Below are 19,090 nucleotides of genomic sequence, written 5' to 3' on the forward strand. Positions count from 1 at the left end.
GTATACACAAAATTTCCGACAATTTGGAGGGGAACATGGACTACAAGACTTATTTGAGAAATTATCCGGATAAGGATGGAAGATACGGCCCTTACGGCGGCGCTTACCTGCCGGAGGAGCTGGTGCTTGCTTTTCAGGAGGTGGACGAGGCCTATCAGACCATCTGCCACTCTTCTCAGTTTATCAATGAGCTGCGGCGCATCCGCCGGGAATTCCAGGGACGCCCGACGCCGGTTTATCACTGCGAGCGCCTGTCGAAGATGATGGGCGGAGCCCAGATCTATCTGAAAAGAGAGGATCTGAATCATACCGGCGCCCACAAATTAAATCACTGCATGGGAGAAGGGCTTCTCGCCAAATTCATGGGGAAAAAGCGCCTGATCGCGGAGACCGGAGCCGGGCAGCACGGCGTGGCGCTGGCCACGGCGGCCGCGTTTTTCGGCCTGGAATGCGAGATCCATATGGGAGAGGTGGACATTGCCAAACAGGCGCCCAATGTGACGCGGATGAAGATTCTGGGCGCTGAGGTGGTTCCGGTCACCCACGGTTTAAAAACGTTGAAGGAAGCGGTGGATTCCGCCTTTGAATCCTACGCCAAAAATTATAAAGATTCGATCTACTGCATCGGCTCCGCCGTGGGTCCTCATCCGTTCCCTCAGATCGTCCGGGATTTCCAGGCGGTGGTCGGATACGAGGCTAAGGACCAGTTTAAGGAGATGACCGGACTGAATCCGGATGTAGTCTGCGCCTGCGTCGGCGGCGGCAGCAACTCGATCGGCATGTTTATCCCGTTCTTGGAGGAGCCGGTGGATATCGTCGGCATAGAGCCTCTGGGCCGCGGTTCCGAGCTGGGCGATCACGCCGCTTCGATGAAATACGGGGAGAAGGGTGTGATGCACGGATTTGAGAGCATCATGCTGAAAGACGGGAACGGGGAACCGGCGCCGGTTTATTCCATTGCCAGCGGTCTGGACTATCCGTCGGTGGGACCGGAGCATGCGTTCCTGCACGACCTGGGCCGCGTCCAGTATGAGACGATCAGCGACGAGGAGGCCATGGACGCGTTCTTCAAGCTGTCCCGCTATGAGGGGATTATTCCGGCCATTGAGAGCTCACACGCGGTGGCATGGGCCATGAAGGCGGCGAAGGAGATGCGCCGCGGATCCATTCTGGTGAACTTAAGCGGCCGTGGCGACAAAGATATCGACTATGTCGTCGAGCATTATGGCTACGGAGAGAAATTTTTATAATCATCTTGACTGGTTTCGGGCAATAATAAGTAAAGGAGGGCCTGATCATGGCCCGGCTTTTGGAAAATGTGATACCGCTGCTGCTGCTGATTGCATTCGGCTATTTTCTGCGGCGGAAAAATTACTTTGAAGAGACGGCGATCAAGGGGCTGACTGGTTTTGTGGCAAACTTGCTGATCCCCTGTGTGCTGTTCAACACCTTTATGAATCTGGATTTCCGGACAGAGCACCTGTGGATTGCCGTCAGCTTTTTTATCCTGATGCTGATTCTGATGGGCTGCGGGTTTGCTCTGTACCGGATCCTTCCGGGGCAGCGCCGCTTTTTTCCATTCTTTCACTGTGCGTTTGCCTTTGGCTTTATGGGAATCCCGCTGTTCTCCACGGTATTCGGCGAGGACAAGATGGAGTATCTGGTGGCGATGGGAGTGGGACACGAGCTGTTTATCGGCCTGATCTTCATGACCGCCTCCCAGCTCTATCTGAAAAATAAGAAGGTGGAAAAAAAGGCTCTGGGAAAATCGCTTCTTTCTCCGCTTTTTATTATGATCACTCTTGCGCTGCTGATCCGTGCCCTTGGCTTAAAGGAAATCATCGAGGCGAATTTCCTCGGAAAAGGAATTTTGGACGCGATCTCACGGCTCGGCGGGGTCACCACGGTTTTGATTATGATCATTGTCGGCTACCGTATCCGCTTTGACAACCGGACGAGGCTGATGGAGAGTATCCGCCTGGTGGGAATCCGGTATCTCTTGACCTTTTCCGTCGGCTACCTCTATAAGTTTTTGGTGATGGACCGGCTGAGCGGCGGGAGTATTTATTTTGATTATGCGTTTTTTACCTTGCTTTCCCAGCATGGATCGGTTGTTTTGACCGCTTATATCGGAGAGTATGGGAGTACGGAGGACCTGGAGGTGGCCAGCAATGCGCTGGTGATCAATGAGCTGGCCGGAATCGCCCTCTATTTGATTTTTGTTTTTATGATTTCTAAAGGAGGCGCTGTATGAAAAAGGAATTTTCTTTTCTTTCCGCAAATGATAAAACGCAGATCCACGGGATTTTATGGATTCCGGACGGAGAGGTCCGGGGCGTCGTGCAGTTGGTCCACGGCATGGTGGAACATATCGGACGGTATGAGGAGTTTGCTGGGTTCCTGAATCAACAGGGGTTTGCCGTGATCGGGCACGATCATTTGGGCCATGGACTCTCCATCTGTTCGGAAGAGGATTATGGCTTTTTCAGCGATAAAATGGGACAGGTGGCTTTGCTGAAAGATATCCACCGGGTGACGAAGATGGCGAAGGCCCGCTACCCCAAACTGCCGCTTTTTGTGCTGGGACACAGTATGGGATCCTTCCTTCTCCGCCGGTATCTGACCATTTACGGAAGCGAGATCGACGGGGCTATTATCATGGCTACCGGGTATGAACCCTTATGGGCAGTGCGCTTCGGGAAAGTGCTGGCAAAGATTTTGATGCTGGCCCGCGGGGGGCATTACCGCAGCAAGCTGGTCAATGGGCTGTCGCTCGGCGGCTATGTGGCGAAGTTCGGTAACCATCGGCGTCCCGGATCCTGGCTCAGCAAGAATGAAGAAAATGTAAAAGCCTACAAGGCGGATCCCCACTGTCATTTTGTTTTTTCCGTATCGGCATACTATGATTTCTTCTGTATCTTGGAAGACTTGGCGCGCAGGAAGAATTTTGAACGGATTCCCAGGAATCTGCCGCTCTTTTTGGTTTCCGGTATGGATGATGCTCTGGGCGGATTCACAAAACACGTGCTGCATGTGTACAATGAATACCGGGAAATCGGAATGGAGGATGTGGAGATTCAGCTTTATAAAGATGACCGCCATGAGATTTTGAATGAGCTGGACCGGAACAACGTCTATGAGGATATCCGGGCCTGGCTGGAAAACCATATGGAAGCGAAGAGGGGCCGCTAGAGCTGCGCTCACGCAAAAATGAATCGGCAGGAGAACAAATTTGGTGTACCATCAAAGAACGGATCAGAAACCGGGGAATGGGCAAGTCGGAATGCGAGCCGCCGGAGCCAGATGGGCGGCTTTGTTTTTCTGCATCCTTTTGCTGGCGCACACGTCTTTGGCCTGGGCGGCCGCCGGAGGCGGGAAGACGGTACGCGTCGGCTATTATGATATTTCCGGTTTTATCGAGAAGGATGAATCCGGAAATTTCAGCGGTTATGGGGTGGATTATCTGAACCGGATTGCGGAGAAAACCGGATGGAACTATGAGTATGTCTACGGGACCCTTCCGGAGTTGTTTCAGATGCTGGATGCGGGAGAGATCGACCTGATCGGCCGGATCCAGTCGGATTCAGAGCTGCGGAAGCAATACGTGTACACCGGTTATTACAACGGGCTGGAGTACAGCCTGCTCTATGTGAACGCCGGCCGGGAGGACGTGTACTATGACGATTATTCTGCGATCCAGGGAATGCGGATCGGGACGGTCGAAGGCTGGGAAGCTCAGGATATTCTAAAGGATACAGTTCGGGAAAAAGGGATTGCCTGCACGATGCTCCTGTATCAGATCGAGAAGGAGACGGCGGAAGCTTTGCGAAGCGGGGAGATCGACGCGGCTCTTCTGGCGACTGAGAATTATGAAGAGGAATTCCGGCTGGTCGGGCGGTGGTCTGCGGATCCGGTTTTCTTTGTCAGCAGTCAGGCCAACCGGGAGCTGGTGGATCAGATGGACTGGGCGGTCATGCACATCTTGACCGAGGATCCCAATTTTCAGAGCGACTTGTACCAAATGTACTACGCTGCCCCGGACAACAAAATTTGGCCGGAATTCACCAGGCAGGAAGCAACGTTTATTCAGGAGGCGGATCCGATTACGGTGGCGGTCGCCACCGGGCGTTTCGCCTGGGCGATGGAGGAAGAGGAAGGGGACACTTCCGGCATTACGGCCGAGGTGTTCCGGCAGCTGGAAATCATCAGCGGATTGCAGTTTGAATTTATCAAAGGACAAAACCAAGAGACTCCCCTGGAACTGATGCAGCAGGGAACCGCCCGTTTGGCCGGGGGCGTGATGCGGCCGGAAGGGGAAGTGGTACTGGATCGATGTATCCTATCGGAGTCTTATATGTCCGGTTCTATCGTGGCGGTCAGCCAGAAAGGTTTTAGCCGTCCCTTTACAGAAGCCCTGCGCGTGGCGGTGCCAATGCGGTTTGACCCGCTGCCGATGCAGATTTCCTACTATCACCCCCAGTTTGAGCTGGTGGAATATGAGGACGTCACCGCCTGTATGGAAGCGGTGAAAAACGGCGAGGTGGATCTGCTGATGGAAGATTCCCTGGTCGTAGACCGGTGCCTGCAAAGACCAATCTTTTCTGATTTGCAGGTGATTCCAAATTTCTCCGAGACGGAGGATCTGTGTATCGCCGGTCAGCCCGGCCGGGACGATGTTCTGATTTCTATTCTCAATAAAAGCATCGATCTGTTGGATGAAAACGAGCTGAGCAATTTTACGATTCAGCATACGGTGGGAGCCCCATACCAGCTGAACGCGTTGGATTTTCTCTATCAGTACCGTTTCCATATCGGCGCGGCTGCTGCAGCGATCCTTTTGCTGGCGTTTCTCTTGATCCTGTATTATCATCAGCAGCACGTCCACAACCGTGTGCTGGAACGCAAGAACACCGAGCTGCAGCAGGCGCTTCATCAGGCGGAGGCGGCCACCCAGGCGAAGAGCGAATTCTTGTCCCGGATGAGCCATGAAATCCGGACGCCCTTAAATGCGATCATGGGTTTTTCCCAACTGACGGACAAAAAGCGGGATGACCCGGATCAGGTGCACCGGTACCATGAAAAAATTAAAGTGGCCTCGGATTTACTGCTTCATATTATCAATGATGTGTTGGATATGTCCGCCATTGAGCGGGGGAAGATGAAGCTGGCGAGCGAACCGTTTTCCATACAGGAAGTGCTGGATTCCCTCGACGCCGTGTATCAGGAGCAGTGCAAGGAAAAGCAGATCGGCTATGAGATGAAGCGGGAGGGGCTTTTGGAGGCTTCTCTGGTTGGAGACTCCCTGCGGGTTTCTCAGATTTTAATGAACCTGCTGTCCAACGCGCTGAAATTCACAGAAGCGGAGGGGAACATCTGGGTTTCTGCCAGAGAAGAGATAAAGGACGAAGAAAGTTTGATTTTGAAACTCCAGGTTCAGGATACTGGCGCTGGAATGTCCGAGGAGATGCAGCGGCACTTGTTCCAGCCCTTTGAGCAGGAGAATGGATCCGTGGCGCGGAAATACGGAGGGTCCGGGCTGGGGCTTTCCATTGTCAAACGTCTTGTGGATCAGATGAACGGAGAGATCCGGGTGAGCAGCAAAAAAGGGGAAGGGACAAAATTCCTGGTGGAACTTCCGTTTGCCTATGCGAAGAACGCTGATTGCCGGAAGAAGGACGAAACGGTTTCCGCTCTGGACCTTACCGGGCGGAAACTCTTGCTGGCGGAAGACAATGAGATGAACGCCGAGATTGCCAGGGCGCTTTTAGGAGAGTATGGATGCCAGGTGGATTGGGTGAAAGACGGGGCCGAGGCAATCGAGGCCTACCGGCGGGCGCCGGAGGGATTTTATCATCTGATTCTGATGGATATCCACATGCCGGGAACCGACGGCTATACGGCGGCCGAAGAGATTCGAAAAACCGAAAGGCCCGAAGCGCGGAAGATCCCCATTGTCGCTATGACCGCCGACGCGTTTCAAGAGGATGTGCTCCGCGCCAAGACGGCCGGGATGAACGACCATATTGCCAAGCCGGTCGACGTGAAAGAGCTCCAGAGGGTGCTGGGCCGCTGGCTGCGGGATCCTGGCCGGCCGGAGGAGGAAACGTCAGAGCGGACGGAGGATTAAGGTGCTCAAAGCATTCAGCAGCGATGCGATTTCCTCCGGCGTCTCGCGGTTTTCTTTGTTCAGCCATTGCCGGATGATGGCGTAGCCGCCCTGGCAGACAAACAGTTTGATGTATTCCTGCTGCTTTTCTGTATAATGGTCCGGCATGTGGTTTTGGAGCAGGGCATGGATGGCGGGAAGGCGGAACAGTTTTTCCGAAAACTCCTGATCCGGCACGGTGTTGATCAGGACGCAGCATTTTTCCTGTTCAGCGTCCAGATAGCGGAGGACCTGGACCAGGCAATCCAACTCCGCCTGCATGCCTGTGGCAAGAAGTTTTTCCAATTCGCGGAAGAGATCATTTTCAATATCGTCCAGCAGGCCGTAGGGGCTGCCGTAATATTTGTAGAACGTGGTTCGATTAATCTGGGCCTGCTGGCAAAGTTCATATACGGTGATTTTCTCAATCGCCTTTGTCTTTAACAGGCAGATCAATGCTTGTTTCAACATGGATTTACTCAAACGAATCCTCTGATTTTCCATTTTGCCCCCTTACTGACTCAACAAAAACAATAGAAAATGTCGATTTCAAACCAAAAAAGTTGGAATCGTTTCTGTCACGACATCTCAAAAACAACAGTTGGTTGATCTTAAATCGTTTTGTGTATTATAATGCAGGGAGAGAGAAAAGTCAATCAAAGAACTTGAGGGGTTGGGATTAGAATGAAAAGAGCGGCGGGTTTTCTTGTTAAAAAGAGATATTGGATACTGGCCTTCATGACTGTCCTCTTGGCAGTCAGCGCATTCCTTGTGCCGCAGGTGACGGTCAACTATGATATGACCAAATACCTGCCCGCCGATTCTTCGATGAAGTCAGGCATCGATTGGATGGAACAGGAATTTCCGGAGACAGAGATGATGCAGACGATCCAGGTAATGTTCCAGGATCTGGACGCCGGGGAACGGGAAGAAGTCTGCGCGAGGCTGGAAGCGATTCCCTATGTGGACAGCGTTGATTTTGAGCCGGACAGCGAGGATTACCAAAAGGATCCTTACACTTTGTATGTGGTCAATACGGCTTATGATTATGAAACCGAGGAAGAGAGTTCCATCGAGAAGGCAATCCAGGATGAATTTGCTTCGTATCAGATGATATTCCGAAACGGGGATACTGCCGCCAGCAGCATCCCGGCCTGGATCATCGCGGTGGCGATTGTGATTTTGATGGTGATCTTGTTCGTCATGTGCAGTTCCTGGGTCGAACCGGTCCTCTTTTTGATCACCATTGGTTTTGCCGTCGTGATCAATCTTGGGACCAACCGGTTTCTGGACAGCGTCTCCAACATTACTTTTTCCATTGCAGCCATTTTGCAGTTGGTGCTTTCCATGGACTATTCCATCATTCTGATGAACCGTTACCGTCAGGAGTTAAAGCAAAACGACAGCCGGACAGAAGCCATGAAACTGGCCTTAGCCAACGCCTTTTCTTCCATCGCCAGTAGTTCCGTGACCACGATCGTGGGCCTTTTGGCCCTGGTGTTTATGCGGTTTCGAATTGGCACGGACTTGGGCGTGGTTCTGGCGAAAGGCGTTCTGATCAGTATGCTCTGTATTTTTACCGTGCTGCCGGGGCTGATTTTGGGCTGTGACAAGCTGATCCAAAAGACGGAAAAACGGGAACTTCCCATCCGCATGAACTGGCTGGCGGCGTTCAGCTATCGGTTCCGCCGCGTACTGGCGGTCAGCTTTGTCTTTTTGTTTGTCGGAGCCTATTTCTTACAGGGAAATACGAAGATTGCCTATACGCTGGAAGAGGAAAACCCAATCGCAGAGATCTTTCCCGCCTCCAATGCGATTGTGCTGCTCTATGAGAACGGCGACGATGACTCGGTCACCAAGATCGCAGAAGAGCTGGAACAAAAGCCTTTTGTAAAGAGCGCGCTCAGCTTCTCGACGACCTTGGGGAAGCCCTACCGGGCGGAGGAGCTGGCCGATGCGATTCGGGATATGACAGACGAGATGGAAGTGGATCCATCGCTTTTAACAATTCTTTATTATAACTACTATACCGGCGGGGAGCTGCCGTCCATTCCTCTGGGGGAGTTTCTCCATTTTATTGCCAAAGACGTTGTGGAAAACCAGGCGTTTTCGGAGTATCTGGAGGGAGGGATCCGGGAGGAAATCCATCGGATGGAGACTTTTGCGGACGCCGGTACTCTGACCCGGCCGATGAACGCGGCGGAACTGGCGGATTTCCTGGATATAGGGGAGGATGAGATCCGTCAGCTGCTTCTCTATTATGTCATACAAAACGGCGGGGCCGAAACGGGGACGATGACACTTCCGGTTTTTGCTGATTTTGTCGGAAATGAGATCGCTTCCGATGAGGAGTATTCGTCTCTGCTTAATGAAACGTCGCTGTCCCAGATGCAGATGCTCTCGGACTATACGGACGCCGAAAATATGACCAAACGCCGCAGCCCTGGTAAGATCTCCGAACTTTTAGGCGTGGATCCGGAGATGGGGAAGCTCTTGTTTGTCTATTACTATGCTTCTTCGGACAATTATGACCCAGGAGAGATGACGGTCCCGGCCTTTGTCTGGCTGATCCAGGAAAAAGTGGCGCAGAATCCAATGTTTTCCGCCTATTTTGACGGGGCGTCCCTGACTCAGGTGAAGATGCTTGCCCAGTACACGGACCGGGACTTTATCGAGAGGCAGCAGACCGGCGCAGAGCTGGCCGCGGCGATTGGGATGGAAGAAAGCCTGGTCAATCAGATTTTTTATCTTTATTACGGCGGGGCTGGGGAGACCCAAGGGATGCCTCTGCCAGAGTTCACCGGCTTTTTGGTGAACCATGTTCTGGGGAATGATGCCTATGCCGGTTATTTGGATGAGTCTTTAAAAGCGCAGCTGACCAGCCTCAATCAGCTTGTGGCCGCGGCTGCTTCCGGCCAGGAGTTTTCTGCGTCCCAGCTGTCTGAGCTGACCGGGCTTGACGCTGTCATGATCGAGAATTTATTTGCTTACCGGGCGGCTGCCTCCGGCCAGGAAGTATCCGCCATGACTCTTCCTGGGGTCTTGGGGTTTGTGACCGAGGAGGTGGCGGCGGACCCTCAGTTTTCTGCTTTCTTTGACGAACAAACGCTCGCCCGGCTCGGCTGGACAAAGGCCTTGGCCGCGGCAGCCGCTTCCGGCCAGGAATGGACGGCGGAAGAGCTCTCCCGGTATCTTGGGATCGAGGAGGCCTTCATCCGGCAAGTATTTCAGATGAAAGACGCTTCCCAGATGGAGGGAAAGACGTTGTCTCTGGAGCAGATGGTGGACTTTCTCCTGTCGGATGTGGTCACGCAGGAGGCCTTTGCGCCGTATTTCGACGAACCGGCGGTGCAGCAGCTTGCTTTTCTGCAAACCATCATGAAAGCTTCCCTTTCCGGAAAAACCTTTGATTGCGCCGGGATGGCGCAATTGACCGGCATGGAAGAAAGCTTGATGAAAATGCTTTACACCTATGGGGCGTCCCTGGGGGAGACCGGTTCCTGGCGCCTTTCCATGCAGACGGTGGTCAATTTCCTGGCGGACAACAAGGAGGCATTCCGCACCCTGATGGGGAGCAAGGAGCTGGATCAAGTGGAGACGGCAAAAAACATCATCAATGGTTCGATGGACAATACCCGGTATTCCTGTAAAGAAATGGCGGATCTTTTAGGAATGGAGAAAGACCAGCTGAATGCTCTGTACTTGCTCTATATCAGTGAACATGGGGACACCAGCGGATGGAAACTTTCCGTTCAAACATTTGTGGAATTTATTGTTTGCGATCTTTTGCCCGACGAGACGTTTTCCGGCAGGATGGACGGGGATTCGGCGGAAGAACTGAAACAGGCGAAGACGGTGATCGACGCTGTTGTTTCCGGAAAAGCCTATACGGCGGAGGAATGTGAAGATTTGCTGGCGGGATTTGAGGAAACCTTGAGCGGCAGCACCATGGAACTGCTGTACCTGTACTATGCCAGCGAAGAGAACATCGACCCGGACTGGACGCTGTCGATCCGAACGCTGTTTGATTATCTGTCCGGCGATATTCTAACGGACCCGCGTTTTTCCGATTTGCTGGATGATAAGTTCCGAAAGGAGATCGAAGACCGGAAAGAAGAGATGGATACCGGGGCCGCCAGCCTGAGAGGGCCGGAGCACTCGCTTTTGATGCTGAACACCACGCTGCCGGAGGAATCGGCGGAGACCACGACATTTTTTGATGAATTGACCGGGCGGCTGGGGGAGCTTTCCGGGGAATACCACTTGATCGGAAACTCCGCGATGAACTATGAGATGGAAAAAAGTTTTGACCGGGAGATGACCACGATCACGCTGCTGACCGCTGCAGCCATCTTCCTTGTGGTGGCGCTGACGTTCCGTTCCCTGATTATTCCGGCCATTCTGGTCTGCATTGTCCAGTGCGGGGTTTATCTGACCATCACGGTGATCGGCTTGCAGGGATACAGCATTTACTATCTGGCGCTTTTGATCGTACAGTGTATCTTGATGGGAGCCACGATTGATTATGGAATCCTGTTTACCAATTACTACCGGGAAAAACGACAGAGTATGGGGCGGGAGGAAGTCCTGGCGGCCGCTTACAACGGATCCATCCATACCATTTTAACATCCGGGCTAATCATGATTTTGGTGACAGGGATTGTGGGATATTGCTTTTCCAACCCGACGATCGGGCAGATCTGCCGGACCATTTCCATCGGAGCCCTTTGCGCTACCTTGCTGATCCTTTTCCTTCTGCCGGGGCTGCTTTCGACCTTTGACCGGATTGTGTCCAAAAAATAAGTCTTATTTTGCGGAAAGCTTTTCTTCCGCGTCTTTCAGGGAGGCGTAGCCATAGGCCTGAACCGTGGAGGTCATGATACGGTAGGTCAGGTTTTCCCCTCTTTCCTGAAGGCCGTGCAGAAAGTCCAGGTAGAGCATCAGCGTCCGTTCGGAATAGGTTTTCAGCTCCCCGCGCAGATAGGTCTCAAAGGAGGTCTCTTCCGGGGTATCCTCCGAAGCGTACAAGGCGCGGTTCCCGGAAGCCAGAACCGGATAGGCTTTCCGATATTCGGCCATCCAGGCGGTTTGGAGGGCCGCGGCTTCCTCGATCAGCCGGAGAAAACCGGAGGAGAGCAGAGGCAGAGAGGGGCGCAATTCCTGAAAGCGTTCCGGGCAGGTGGATTCCATCATCCAGGCGTATTTTTCCGCCAGGGGGTTCCGCCCGGCCGCGGCTGCTTCGGTCAGGTCGGCTTCGTAGCTGTTAAGAAGCTCCTCCGGCCACGCGCAGAATTGGCTCCGCCGCATGATAAAGAAGGTTTCCGGGTCTTCCTGGCAGGAGGCCCGGCCGCCCTCGTTTTCCACCTGCTGAAAAAAGTTCCATTCTTTTTTTATGATTCGCTCTTTCTTTTCTTCGATTGTCATGAGTTCCTCCGTGACTTAGCCTTCCATCACATGACACCGGCGCAGTTCCGGGTCTTTGATGCGGGCCATGATATCATCGACGTGCGCTTCCAAAAAATCATCGTTGGCCGTCGTCAAGTCCTGGCCGTGAAGCTCCCGGATGACTTTGCCGCAAATGCTCTCGATCAGTTGAACCTTCCGGTCGGCCCGGTTGACATAAGGGTTGAACCGGGGGGAGCCGGTGTCCTCCCAGGCCCGGTTCTGGACGCCGAGTTCCGCCAGCTCTTGCAGCATGGGGGCCACGGCAGGGGCCAGGACGGGCAGTTCCTTCATCCCATGGAACATCCATTTATAAAAGGGCGTATACCGTTTATTCAGAAGGTAAACCATGGAGACGGCTGCCCGCACAAATTCCGCGGCGGAAAGCAAGGCGGCCACGGTTTCTCCGCGCCGCATGCAGCGGGAATAGTTGTACTGGCCGGATTGGGCCATGACCGCGGCGCGGGCCGCGATTTTTTTGATCCGGACGTCTTCCGGATAGTAGGCCAGGAGCGATTCCCGGATCGAGGAAAATTCTCCCAGGGGATCCTCGAACACCCTGCCGCTGGTGGCAGCCGCCAGTTGGTGCTCCGGCAGGTACAGCCAGCGCATCAGGGATTTCGGTGGCTGCTCGGAGCCGATAAACTGCCGGTAAAATCCTTGAATCGTGAATACTCCGACCCGTCCGCCGCCGCGGGCGCTTGCGATCCGGCCGGCTGCTCCCAGGTAATCCTTGGGGAGCCGGTCATAGGCGTCCTGTAAGTCATTTCCGATCTCTTTCGCATCTTCTTCGGTCAGCCAGAGGCAGAAGGAAGGGCCAAAGTCGTGATCCGTGGAAATGGCGTCGTCAAACCCCAGGCATTCGGAGCCCTGACCTGCGAGGCCTGCGGCGATCCGCCCTGCGTATTCAGGGAAGAGTTCCTGTATCATCGGCTTGCCGCAGGCAAAATAGTAGGACTCGGCCAATTCTAATCCTTTCATTTCTTCTGGTTCTCCTCCCATGCCTTTTTTGCCAGTTCCAAATTTTTTTCCGTGATGCGGTAATCGTTGTTTTCTCCGAAGCTTTCCCGGATCTCAGCCAATGCGCGTTCGTAGAAATCCACGGCCCCTGAAAAATCACCGGTCCGGTAGGAGAGTTCGGCCAGGGCCGCCAGGGCGGCGCCGTAGTGGGCGTCTCTTGGGCCAGGCTGGGACTCAAAGAGCGCAATGGCCTGTTCCAGGTGCTTTTTGGCTTCCTCCGCCTGCCCCATGGAAAGGAGAGAAAGAGCCAGGTTGGAGTGGGTGGTGGCGATTTCCACCTCGGCGTCCGAGAGCGCGGTCAGGATTTCCATGGCTTGATTCAGGCAGAAAATCGCGTCGTTGTGGCGGTTCAGCGTTTGGTAGACCTGGCTCATGTTGTTGAGCAGGCCGGCCATCGGGTATTCCTTTTCAACTCCCAGGGAGCGGAAAATCTGAAATGCTTCTTGATAAAGGGAAAGCGCGCGGGTCAGGTCTCCGGCCGCCCGGTACGCGGTGGCGGCGTTTAAGAGCGTGGTTGCATGGGGCGCTGTTCCGGAAAGTTTCATCAGGCTGACGGCGCTTAAAGCCTGCTCCGCCGCCTCCAGGGATTTTTCCGGCTGGCTGACGCTGCGGTAAAATCCGGCCAGCTCATTCATTAAAGTCAAGGCGGAGCCTGCGTCTCCCTCCTCCAAAGCCACCTGCAGGCGGCCGGTCAGGAAAGGCTCGACTTCCGCCAATTTTTTCTGCACGAATAATTGATCCAGCTGATCGAGAACCGATTGGATTTCCATAGAAACCTCCTTTTCTTTCCCTTAGAATATCACAGCCGGGGCGGAGAAGCAAACGGATTTCCGCATTCGGCCGCTTCCGGTCGAATCTTCCCGAAAACTTTTTGCCCCTGCGGCGGATAAGCTCTCCAATTTTCTTGTTCCTGCCGGAATTTTATGCTATGATAATTACGATATGTAAAGTCTATCAGATACCAGCTCGCCGGATTTCAATCGATCCGACAGGAAACCAAAGAGAACGGAGGGATGCGTATGACGATACGGGAGCAGACAGAACAGCTGGAATTAAAGTTTCTTAGCCCGTATGCCGCGTTTAGCAAGGACAGCCAGGGCCGGGAGAGGCCGGAGGCGCCCTGTGATATCCGCACGGACTATCAGAGGGACCGGGACCGGATCATCCACTGTAAAGCATTCCGCCGCATGAAGCATAAAACCCAGGTATTTCTGGCTCCGGCCGGAGACCACTACCGGACCCGCCTGACCCATACGCTGGAGGTCGCTCAGATTGCCCGGACCATCGCCAAGGCCTTGCGCATGAACGAGGATCTGACCGAGGCGATCGCGCTGGGGCATGATCTGGGCCATACGCCGTTCGGACATGCAGGCGAGCGGATTTTAAATGAAATCTGCGAGGGCGGTTTTACCCACTATGAGCAGAGCGTCCGAATTGTCGAGCGGATTGAAAAGGACGGGGCAGGACTCAACCTGACAAGGGAGGTCAAGGACGGAATCAAAAATCACCGGACCAGTGGGCGTCCGTCGACCATGGAGGGGAAGATCGTCCGCCTTTCGGACAAGATTGCCTACATCAACCACGATATCGACGATGCGATCCGGGCCGGCATTTTGAATGAGGAAATGCTGCCGGAAGAGTTTACCTCCGTGTTGGGCCATTCGGTGCGGGAGCGGCTGAATACGTTGATCCACAACGTGATTGCAAACAGCAAGGATAAGCCGGATATCCGGATGGACGAAGAAATTGAAGCCGCCATGAGCGGACTCAGACATTACATGTTTGACAACGTCTATACCAACAGCGTCGCCAAGCAGGAGGATAAAAAAGCCCAGGCGCTTTTAAAAAGCCTTTATGAGTATTATCTGGAACACACAGAAGAGCTTCCGGAGGAATATTTTAATATGATCTGGATCAGCCGGGAGCCGGTCTCGCGGGTCGTCTGCGACTATGTGGCCGGAATGACCGACGGCTATGCCATCGACACCTACCAAAGATTGTTTGTGCCGGTTTCCTGGAAATATTAGGAACCGGATAGAAGGAGGAAGCTTTGTTTTACCCGGAGGAAATCGTGGAGGAGGTCCGGTCGCGCAACGACATTGTGGCGGTGATCTCCCAATACGTCAAACTCATCAAACGCGGCGGAAACTATTTCGGCGTCTGCCCGTTTCACAATGAGAAGACACCATCTTTCTCCGTCTCTCCGGCCAAGCAGATGTACTATTGTTTTGGCTGCGGCGCCGGCGGGAACGTAATCACTTTTGTGATGGAGTATGAAAACTACACGTTTCCGGAGGCTTTGAAATATCTGGCGGACCGGGCGGGCATCTCCCTGCCCCAGGTGGAAGAGACGGAAGAACAAAAAAGACAAGCAGATCTCAGAGGAAAGCTTCTGGCGGTCAACAAAGAGGCGGCCAGATTTTACTTTTACCAGCTGCGGAACCGCGGAGGCGAGAAAGGTCTTTCTTACCTGACAAACCGGGGACTGACCCACGAGACCATGCAGAAATTTGGTCTCGGCTATTCCCCGATGACGAGTAATGCGCTGTATCAGTACCTTCGGAAAAAGGGCTGGCACGACGAAATTCTAAAGGACAGCGGCCTGGTAAAGATCGATGAGAGGGGGGCCAGGGACCGTTTTTGGAACCGGGTCATGTTCCCCATCATGGATATCAATAACCGGGTGATCGGGTTTGGCGGCCGTGTGATGGGAGACGGGGAGCCCAAATATTTGAATTCCCCGGAGACCCGGCTGTTTGACAAGAGCCGGAATCTGTACGGGCTGAATCTGGCCCGGCTGTCCCGAAAGCCGTATCTGCTTCTGTGTGAAGGCTATATGGACGTGATCGCCTTGCACCAGGCCGGTTTTGACTGTGCGGTGGCATCTTTAGGGACTGCGTTTACGCCGGGACATGCCCTGCTGATCAAGCGGTATGTATCGGAGGTGGTTATCACCTATGACAGCGACGGCGCCGGTCAGAAAGCGGCCCTCCGGGCGATACCGATTCTGAAAAGGGCCGGGCTTTCGGTCCGGGTGCTCAGTATGAAGCCCTACAAAGATCCGGACGAATTTATCGTCCATCTGGGGCCGGAGGAATATCAAAAGCGGATCGGCGAGGCGATCAATTCCTTCCTGTTCGAGACCGACACGCTGCGGGATCAGTACGACCTGAACAATCCGGAGAAAAAAACGGATTTCCATAAGGCAGTGGCCGCGAAGCTGACGGAATTTTCCGATGAGCTGGAGAGGAACAATTACCTGGAAGCGGTGGCCGCAAGGCATCAGATCCCACCGGCGGCGCTCCGGGACATGGTAAACCGGTACGGAGGCCGCATGGTGGCCGCGGAGCCGGAGGAACGGGAGGAAGAAGGAAGACCGAAGAAGAAAAAAGAAAAGGATGAAGGACTTTTAGAAGCCCAGCGCCTGCTTTTAAACCTGCTGGCTACGGAGCCGGAGGCTTACCGGCGCATCCGGGATATTTTGGGGCCGGAGGACTTTACCGGAGAAGTGTACCGCGCGGTGGCAGACCATATTTTCGGCGCTCTGATGAAAGGGGAGCCAGTCAATCCCGCCGGTATTCTAAACCGGTTTTTGGAGGAAGAAGACAAAAGAAACCAGGTGGCAGCCGTGTTTAATACCGCCCTGTCGGAAGAACTTTCAAAAGAGGAGCGGGAGAAAATATGGACGGAAACGGTGCGCCGGGTGAAACGGAACCGGTTGGACGCGCAGGTTCGGGAGGAAACCGACCCGCGGCGTCTGCAGGAATTAATTTTACAGAAGGCGCGCCTGGAAACTCTGCATATTTCCCTCGATTAAGGTAAAACTAGGATCGATGGAAGGTTGGATCATATGGGAGTGAGTGCGGAAGGCCTGGAGCTTCGGTTGGAAAAGTTGCTTGCAGTAGCGGCGAAAAAAGGAAACACGCTGGACTACGACGAGCTAATGCAGATTTTAGGCGACGAGGATCTGGATGCGGACCAGTACGAAAAAGTGCTGGAGGTTTTGGACGAGAAAAAGGTTACTCTGGTGGAGAACGTGGAGGAACCAGCGGACGAGGGGGAGCTTTTGCCCAGCGACCCGGTGAAGATGTACCTGAAGGAGATCGGAAATGTGATCCTTCTGACACCGGAGGAGGAGACGGAGCTTGCGATCCGCATTGCCGAAGGCGATGAGGAGGCAAAGCGCAGACTGGCGGAGGCAAACCTGCGTCTGGTGGTCAGCGTCGCCAAGCGGTACGTCGGCCGCGGGATGCAGCTGTTGGATTTGATCCAGGAGGGCAATCTGGGGCTGATGCGGGCCGTGGAAAAGTTCGACTATCAAAAAGGCTACAAATTCAGCACGTATGCGACCTGGTGGATCCGTCAGGCGATCACCAGATCCATTGCCGATCAGGGCAGGACAATCCGGATTCCGGTTCACATGGTGGAGACGATGAACCGCTTGCTGCGGCTGTCCCGTCAAATGGTGCAGGAATTGGGAAGAGAGCCGAGGCCGGAAGAGCTGGCGGAAAAAAGCGGCATTCCGGTGGACAAGATCGGCGAGATTTTAAAGATGACCCAGGAGCCGGTGTCCCTCAACACGCCGATCGGCGAGGAGGATGACAGCCGTCTGGGGGATTTTATTGAAGACGAACACGTAGAGGTACCGCTGGACGCGGCCACCTATTCCCTGCTGCAAGAGCAGTTGGGTGAGGTGATGTCGACGCTGACGGAGCGGGAACAAAAAGTACTGGAGATGAGATTCGGCCTCCTGGACGGCCACAGCCGGACACTGGAGGAGGTTGGGAAAGAGTTTCAGGTGACGAGGGAGCGGATCCGACAGATTGAATCCAAGGCGCTCCGAAAGCTTCGCCATCCCAGCCGGAGCCGGAAACTCAGAGATTTCTTGGAGTAAAAATGGAATTATCAAAACGATTAAGCGTGATTGCCGGGTTGGTGACGCCAGGAGGCCGGGTTGCCGACGTGGGCAGTGATCATGGGTATCTGCCGATTGATCTGGTGCGCCGGGGCATTTGTCCCGGCGCTATTGCGATTGACGTGGGAAAAGGACCTCTCGCGCGGGCCAAAGCGCATATCCAGGAGCAGGGGCTGACGGATCGGATTGAAGTCCGTCTGGGAGACGGTCTGACGCCACTTTTGCCGGGGGAGGCGGACACAATCGTGATCGCCGGTATGGGCGGGCCTTTGATGCAGAGAATCCTTGCGGACGGTGAGAAGACGGCGAAGGCTGCAAAGGAGCTGGTGCTCTCCCCCCAGTCCGATGTCCGCGAGTTCCGCCGGTTTTTAAAGACGGAAGGGTATACGGTGACGGGGGAGCAGATGCTTCAGGAGGACGGAAAGTATTACGCCGCTATGCGCGTCATTCCCCAGCCGGATCCGGATGAGTGGACCGAGGCGGAATATGCCTATGGGAAATGGCTGATCCGGGAGCGGCCTCCGGTTTTGATGGCGTTTTTGCAGAAGAAGCTGGCTTCCTGTGAGGAAATCCTCGGCCGGTTGGACCAGGCGGATCCGGGAAAGGCGGCGGCCCGAAGGCGGGAGGTCGAGGCGAAAATCCGGGAAATCCAAGATATCTTGAATCTTTCCGGGGAAGAGGGAGAAAAAAGTCTTTCCGCCATGGAAAAGGATGGGAAGGGATGAGATGAGGGATTGAGAAGGATCATAGTCTGTTACATAGGAGGAATCGAATGAAGGTACGGGAATTGATGGGACTCTTGGAGGAGCTCTGTCCGCTCTCTTATGCCTGCGACTGGGATAATTCCGGTCTTCAGGTGGGGCGGCTGGATGCGGAAGTGTCCCGGATCATGATTGCGCTGGATTTGACTGATGAGGTGATCACGGCGGCGGTAAATTCCGGATGCGGGCTGATTTTGACCCACCACCCGCTGCTTTTTTCCCCGCTGCGGCAGGTGTCCGGGGAAAATATACCGGGCCGGTATGTGCTGCGCCTTGCAGAGTCCGGCATGGCCTGCGTGTCCATGCACACCAATTTCGATGTTGCGCCGGGCTGCATGGCGGATCTGGCGGCGAAGCGGCTGGGACTGCGGGATACCGTGCCGGTGGAGCCGGTCGGTGACGGCGGAATCGGAAAAGTGGGAAATCTGCCGGAGGCCATGACGCTTCGGGCATTCTGCGATCGGGTGAAGGAGGCGTTTTGCCTGCCTTCGATTATCCTTTATGACAAGGGAGAGATAAACCGCCCCATCTCACGGGTCGGGATTCTGCCCGGAAGCGGGAAAGGGGAGATCGGCCTTGCCCGCGCTCTCGGCGCCGAGGTCTATGTGACCGGCGATATGGGCCATCATCCGGCTTTGGACGCCATGGCCGAAGGTCTTGCGGTGTTGGATGCGGGGCATTACGGCCTGGAGTGGATTTTTATGGAATTTATGGAGAACTATTTGCGGGAACGCCTTCCCCAGGAGATGGAAATCCGGACGGCGCCGTTTCAAATACCAGGCCGCGTGATCTGACGGCAGAAGGAGG

At 54.3% G+C, this 19,090-nt stretch carries 14 protein-coding genes; 10 read left to right on the forward strand and 4 right to left on the reverse strand.

The annotated features are described in order from the left end of the window. Positions 1-35 precede the first annotated feature (35 nt). The 4 genes from trpB to MUB23_RS08775 are packed head-to-tail and all read left to right on the forward strand — an operon-like array spanning position 36 to position 6,127. Positions 36-1,250: a tryptophan synthase subunit beta gene (trpB, locus tag MUB23_RS08760; RefSeq protein ID WP_244800074.1), complete on the forward strand. Its 1,215-nt coding sequence runs from the start codon at positions 36-38 to the stop codon at positions 1,248-1,250. A gap of 47 nt (positions 1,251-1,297) precedes the next feature. Beyond that, positions 1,298-2,254, forward strand: a complete 957-nt coding sequence (locus tag MUB23_RS08765; RefSeq protein WP_244800076.1) for an AEC family transporter — start codon at positions 1,298-1,300, stop codon at positions 2,252-2,254. Continuing rightward, positions 2,251-3,192 carry an alpha/beta fold hydrolase gene (locus tag MUB23_RS08770; RefSeq protein WP_244800077.1) on the forward strand — a complete coding sequence of 314 codons (942 nt, stop codon included), beginning with the start codon at positions 2,251-2,253 and terminating at the stop codon, positions 3,190-3,192. Before MUB23_RS08765 ends, MUB23_RS08770 begins: the two co-directional genes overlap by 4 nt. A 43-nt stretch (positions 3,193-3,235) precedes the next feature. Beyond that, complete coding sequence (locus MUB23_RS08775; protein WP_244800078.1) at positions 3,236-6,127, forward strand: ATP-binding protein; 2,892 nt, start codon at positions 3,236-3,238, stop codon at positions 6,125-6,127. Here MUB23_RS08775 and MUB23_RS08780 read toward each other — a convergent pair. Beyond that, entirely contained in the window at positions 6,107-6,649 is a 543-nt protein-coding gene (locus tag MUB23_RS08780) for a TetR/AcrR family transcriptional regulator (RefSeq protein WP_244800079.1), read from the reverse strand. The two genes, MUB23_RS08775 and MUB23_RS08780, sit on opposite strands and share 21 nt — an antisense overlap. A 180-nt stretch (positions 6,650-6,829) precedes the next feature. Between MUB23_RS08780 and MUB23_RS08785 the strand changes: the two genes are divergently transcribed. Continuing rightward, the gene (locus tag MUB23_RS08785) at positions 6,830-10,948 is read left to right on the forward strand and encodes an MMPL family transporter (RefSeq protein ID WP_244800080.1); all 4,119 of its coding nucleotides are present in this window, start codon (positions 6,830-6,832) and stop codon (positions 10,946-10,948) included. 3 nt (positions 10,949-10,951) lie between these two features. Here MUB23_RS08785 and MUB23_RS08790 read toward each other — a convergent pair whose 3' ends face one another. Genes MUB23_RS08790 through MUB23_RS08800 form a run of 3 tightly spaced genes read right to left on the reverse strand, consistent with a single transcriptional unit; the run spans position 10,952 to position 13,377 of the window. Next, on the reverse strand, positions 10,952-11,569 hold the full coding sequence (locus MUB23_RS08790; protein WP_244800082.1) for a DUF4125 family protein: 618 nt from the start codon (positions 11,567-11,569) through the stop codon (positions 10,952-10,954). Between the two features lie 15 nt (positions 11,570-11,584). Continuing rightward, a complete protein-coding gene (locus tag MUB23_RS08795) occupies positions 11,585-12,568 on the reverse strand; it encodes a DUF4037 domain-containing protein (RefSeq protein WP_244800083.1) in 984 nt (327 codons plus the stop codon). Further along, positions 12,565-13,377, reverse strand: coding sequence for a tetratricopeptide repeat protein (locus MUB23_RS08800; protein WP_244800084.1), 813 nt, complete (start codon positions 13,375-13,377; stop codon positions 12,565-12,567). The genes MUB23_RS08795 and MUB23_RS08800 overlap by 4 nt, the downstream gene beginning before the upstream one ends. Positions 13,378-13,626: 249 nt before the next feature. Between MUB23_RS08800 and MUB23_RS08805 the strand changes: the two genes are divergently transcribed. Genes MUB23_RS08805 through MUB23_RS08825 form a run of 5 tightly spaced genes read left to right on the forward strand, consistent with a single transcriptional unit; the run spans position 13,627 to position 19,077 of the window. Continuing rightward, on the forward strand, positions 13,627-14,634 hold the full coding sequence (locus tag MUB23_RS08805; RefSeq protein ID WP_244800086.1) for a deoxyguanosinetriphosphate triphosphohydrolase: 1,008 nt from the start codon (positions 13,627-13,629) through the stop codon (positions 14,632-14,634). 23 nt (positions 14,635-14,657) lie between these two features. Beyond that, the gene (dnaG, locus tag MUB23_RS08810) at positions 14,658-16,424 is read left to right on the forward strand and encodes a DNA primase (protein ID WP_244800087.1); all 1,767 of its coding nucleotides are present in this window, start codon (positions 14,658-14,660) and stop codon (positions 16,422-16,424) included. Positions 16,425-16,457: 33 nt separating this feature from the next. Further along, complete coding sequence (gene rpoD, locus MUB23_RS08815) at positions 16,458-17,501, forward strand: RNA polymerase sigma factor RpoD (protein WP_244800088.1); 1,044 nt, start codon at positions 16,458-16,460, stop codon at positions 17,499-17,501. 2 nt (positions 17,502-17,503) lie between these two features. Beyond that, on the forward strand, positions 17,504-18,247 hold the full coding sequence (locus MUB23_RS08820; RefSeq protein WP_244800090.1) for a tRNA (adenine(22)-N(1))-methyltransferase: 744 nt from the start codon (positions 17,504-17,506) through the stop codon (positions 18,245-18,247). 47 nt (positions 18,248-18,294) lie between these two features. Beyond that, the gene (locus MUB23_RS08825; protein WP_244800091.1) at positions 18,295-19,077 is read left to right on the forward strand and encodes a Nif3-like dinuclear metal center hexameric protein; all 783 of its coding nucleotides are present in this window, start codon (positions 18,295-18,297) and stop codon (positions 19,075-19,077) included. Positions 19,078-19,090 lie beyond the last annotated feature (13 nt).

It is taken from the genome of Cuneatibacter sp. NSJ-177 (assembly GCF_022867805.1).
Classification (GTDB): domain Bacteria; phylum Bacillota; class Clostridia; order Lachnospirales; family Lachnospiraceae; genus Pseudolachnospira.

Excerpts from the sequence above, each read along its gene's own strand:
- trpB (WP_244800074.1), top strand. The coding sequence starts at position 36 with ATGGACTACAAGACTTATTTGAGAAATTATCCGGATAAGGATGGAAGA.
- MUB23_RS08765 (WP_244800076.1), top strand. The coding sequence starts at position 1,298 with ATGGCCCGGCTTTTGGAAAATGTGATACCGCTGCTGCTGCTGATTGCA.
- MUB23_RS08770 (WP_244800077.1), top strand. The coding sequence starts at position 2,251 with ATGAAAAAGGAATTTTCTTTTCTTTCCGCAAATGATAAAACGCAGATC.
- MUB23_RS08780 (WP_244800079.1), bottom strand. The coding sequence starts at position 6,649 with ATGGAAAATCAGAGGATTCGTTTGAGTAAATCCATGTTGAAACAAGCA.
- MUB23_RS08785 (WP_244800080.1), top strand. The coding sequence starts at position 6,830 with ATGAAAAGAGCGGCGGGTTTTCTTGTTAAAAAGAGATATTGGATACTG.
- MUB23_RS08790 (WP_244800082.1), bottom strand. The coding sequence starts at position 11,569 with ATGACAATCGAAGAAAAGAAAGAGCGAATCATAAAAAAAGAATGGAAC.
- MUB23_RS08795 (WP_244800083.1), bottom strand. The coding sequence starts at position 12,568 with ATGAAAGGATTAGAATTGGCCGAGTCCTACTATTTTGCCTGCGGCAAG.
- MUB23_RS08800 (WP_244800084.1), bottom strand. The coding sequence starts at position 13,377 with ATGGAAATCCAATCGGTTCTCGATCAGCTGGATCAATTATTCGTGCAG.
- MUB23_RS08805 (WP_244800086.1), top strand. The coding sequence starts at position 13,627 with ATGACGATACGGGAGCAGACAGAACAGCTGGAATTAAAGTTTCTTAGC.
- rpoD (WP_244800088.1), top strand. The coding sequence starts at position 16,458 with ATGGGAGTGAGTGCGGAAGGCCTGGAGCTTCGGTTGGAAAAGTTGCTT.
- MUB23_RS08820 (WP_244800090.1), top strand. The coding sequence starts at position 17,504 with ATGGAATTATCAAAACGATTAAGCGTGATTGCCGGGTTGGTGACGCCA.
- MUB23_RS08825 (WP_244800091.1), top strand. The coding sequence starts at position 18,295 with ATGAAGGTACGGGAATTGATGGGACTCTTGGAGGAGCTCTGTCCGCTC.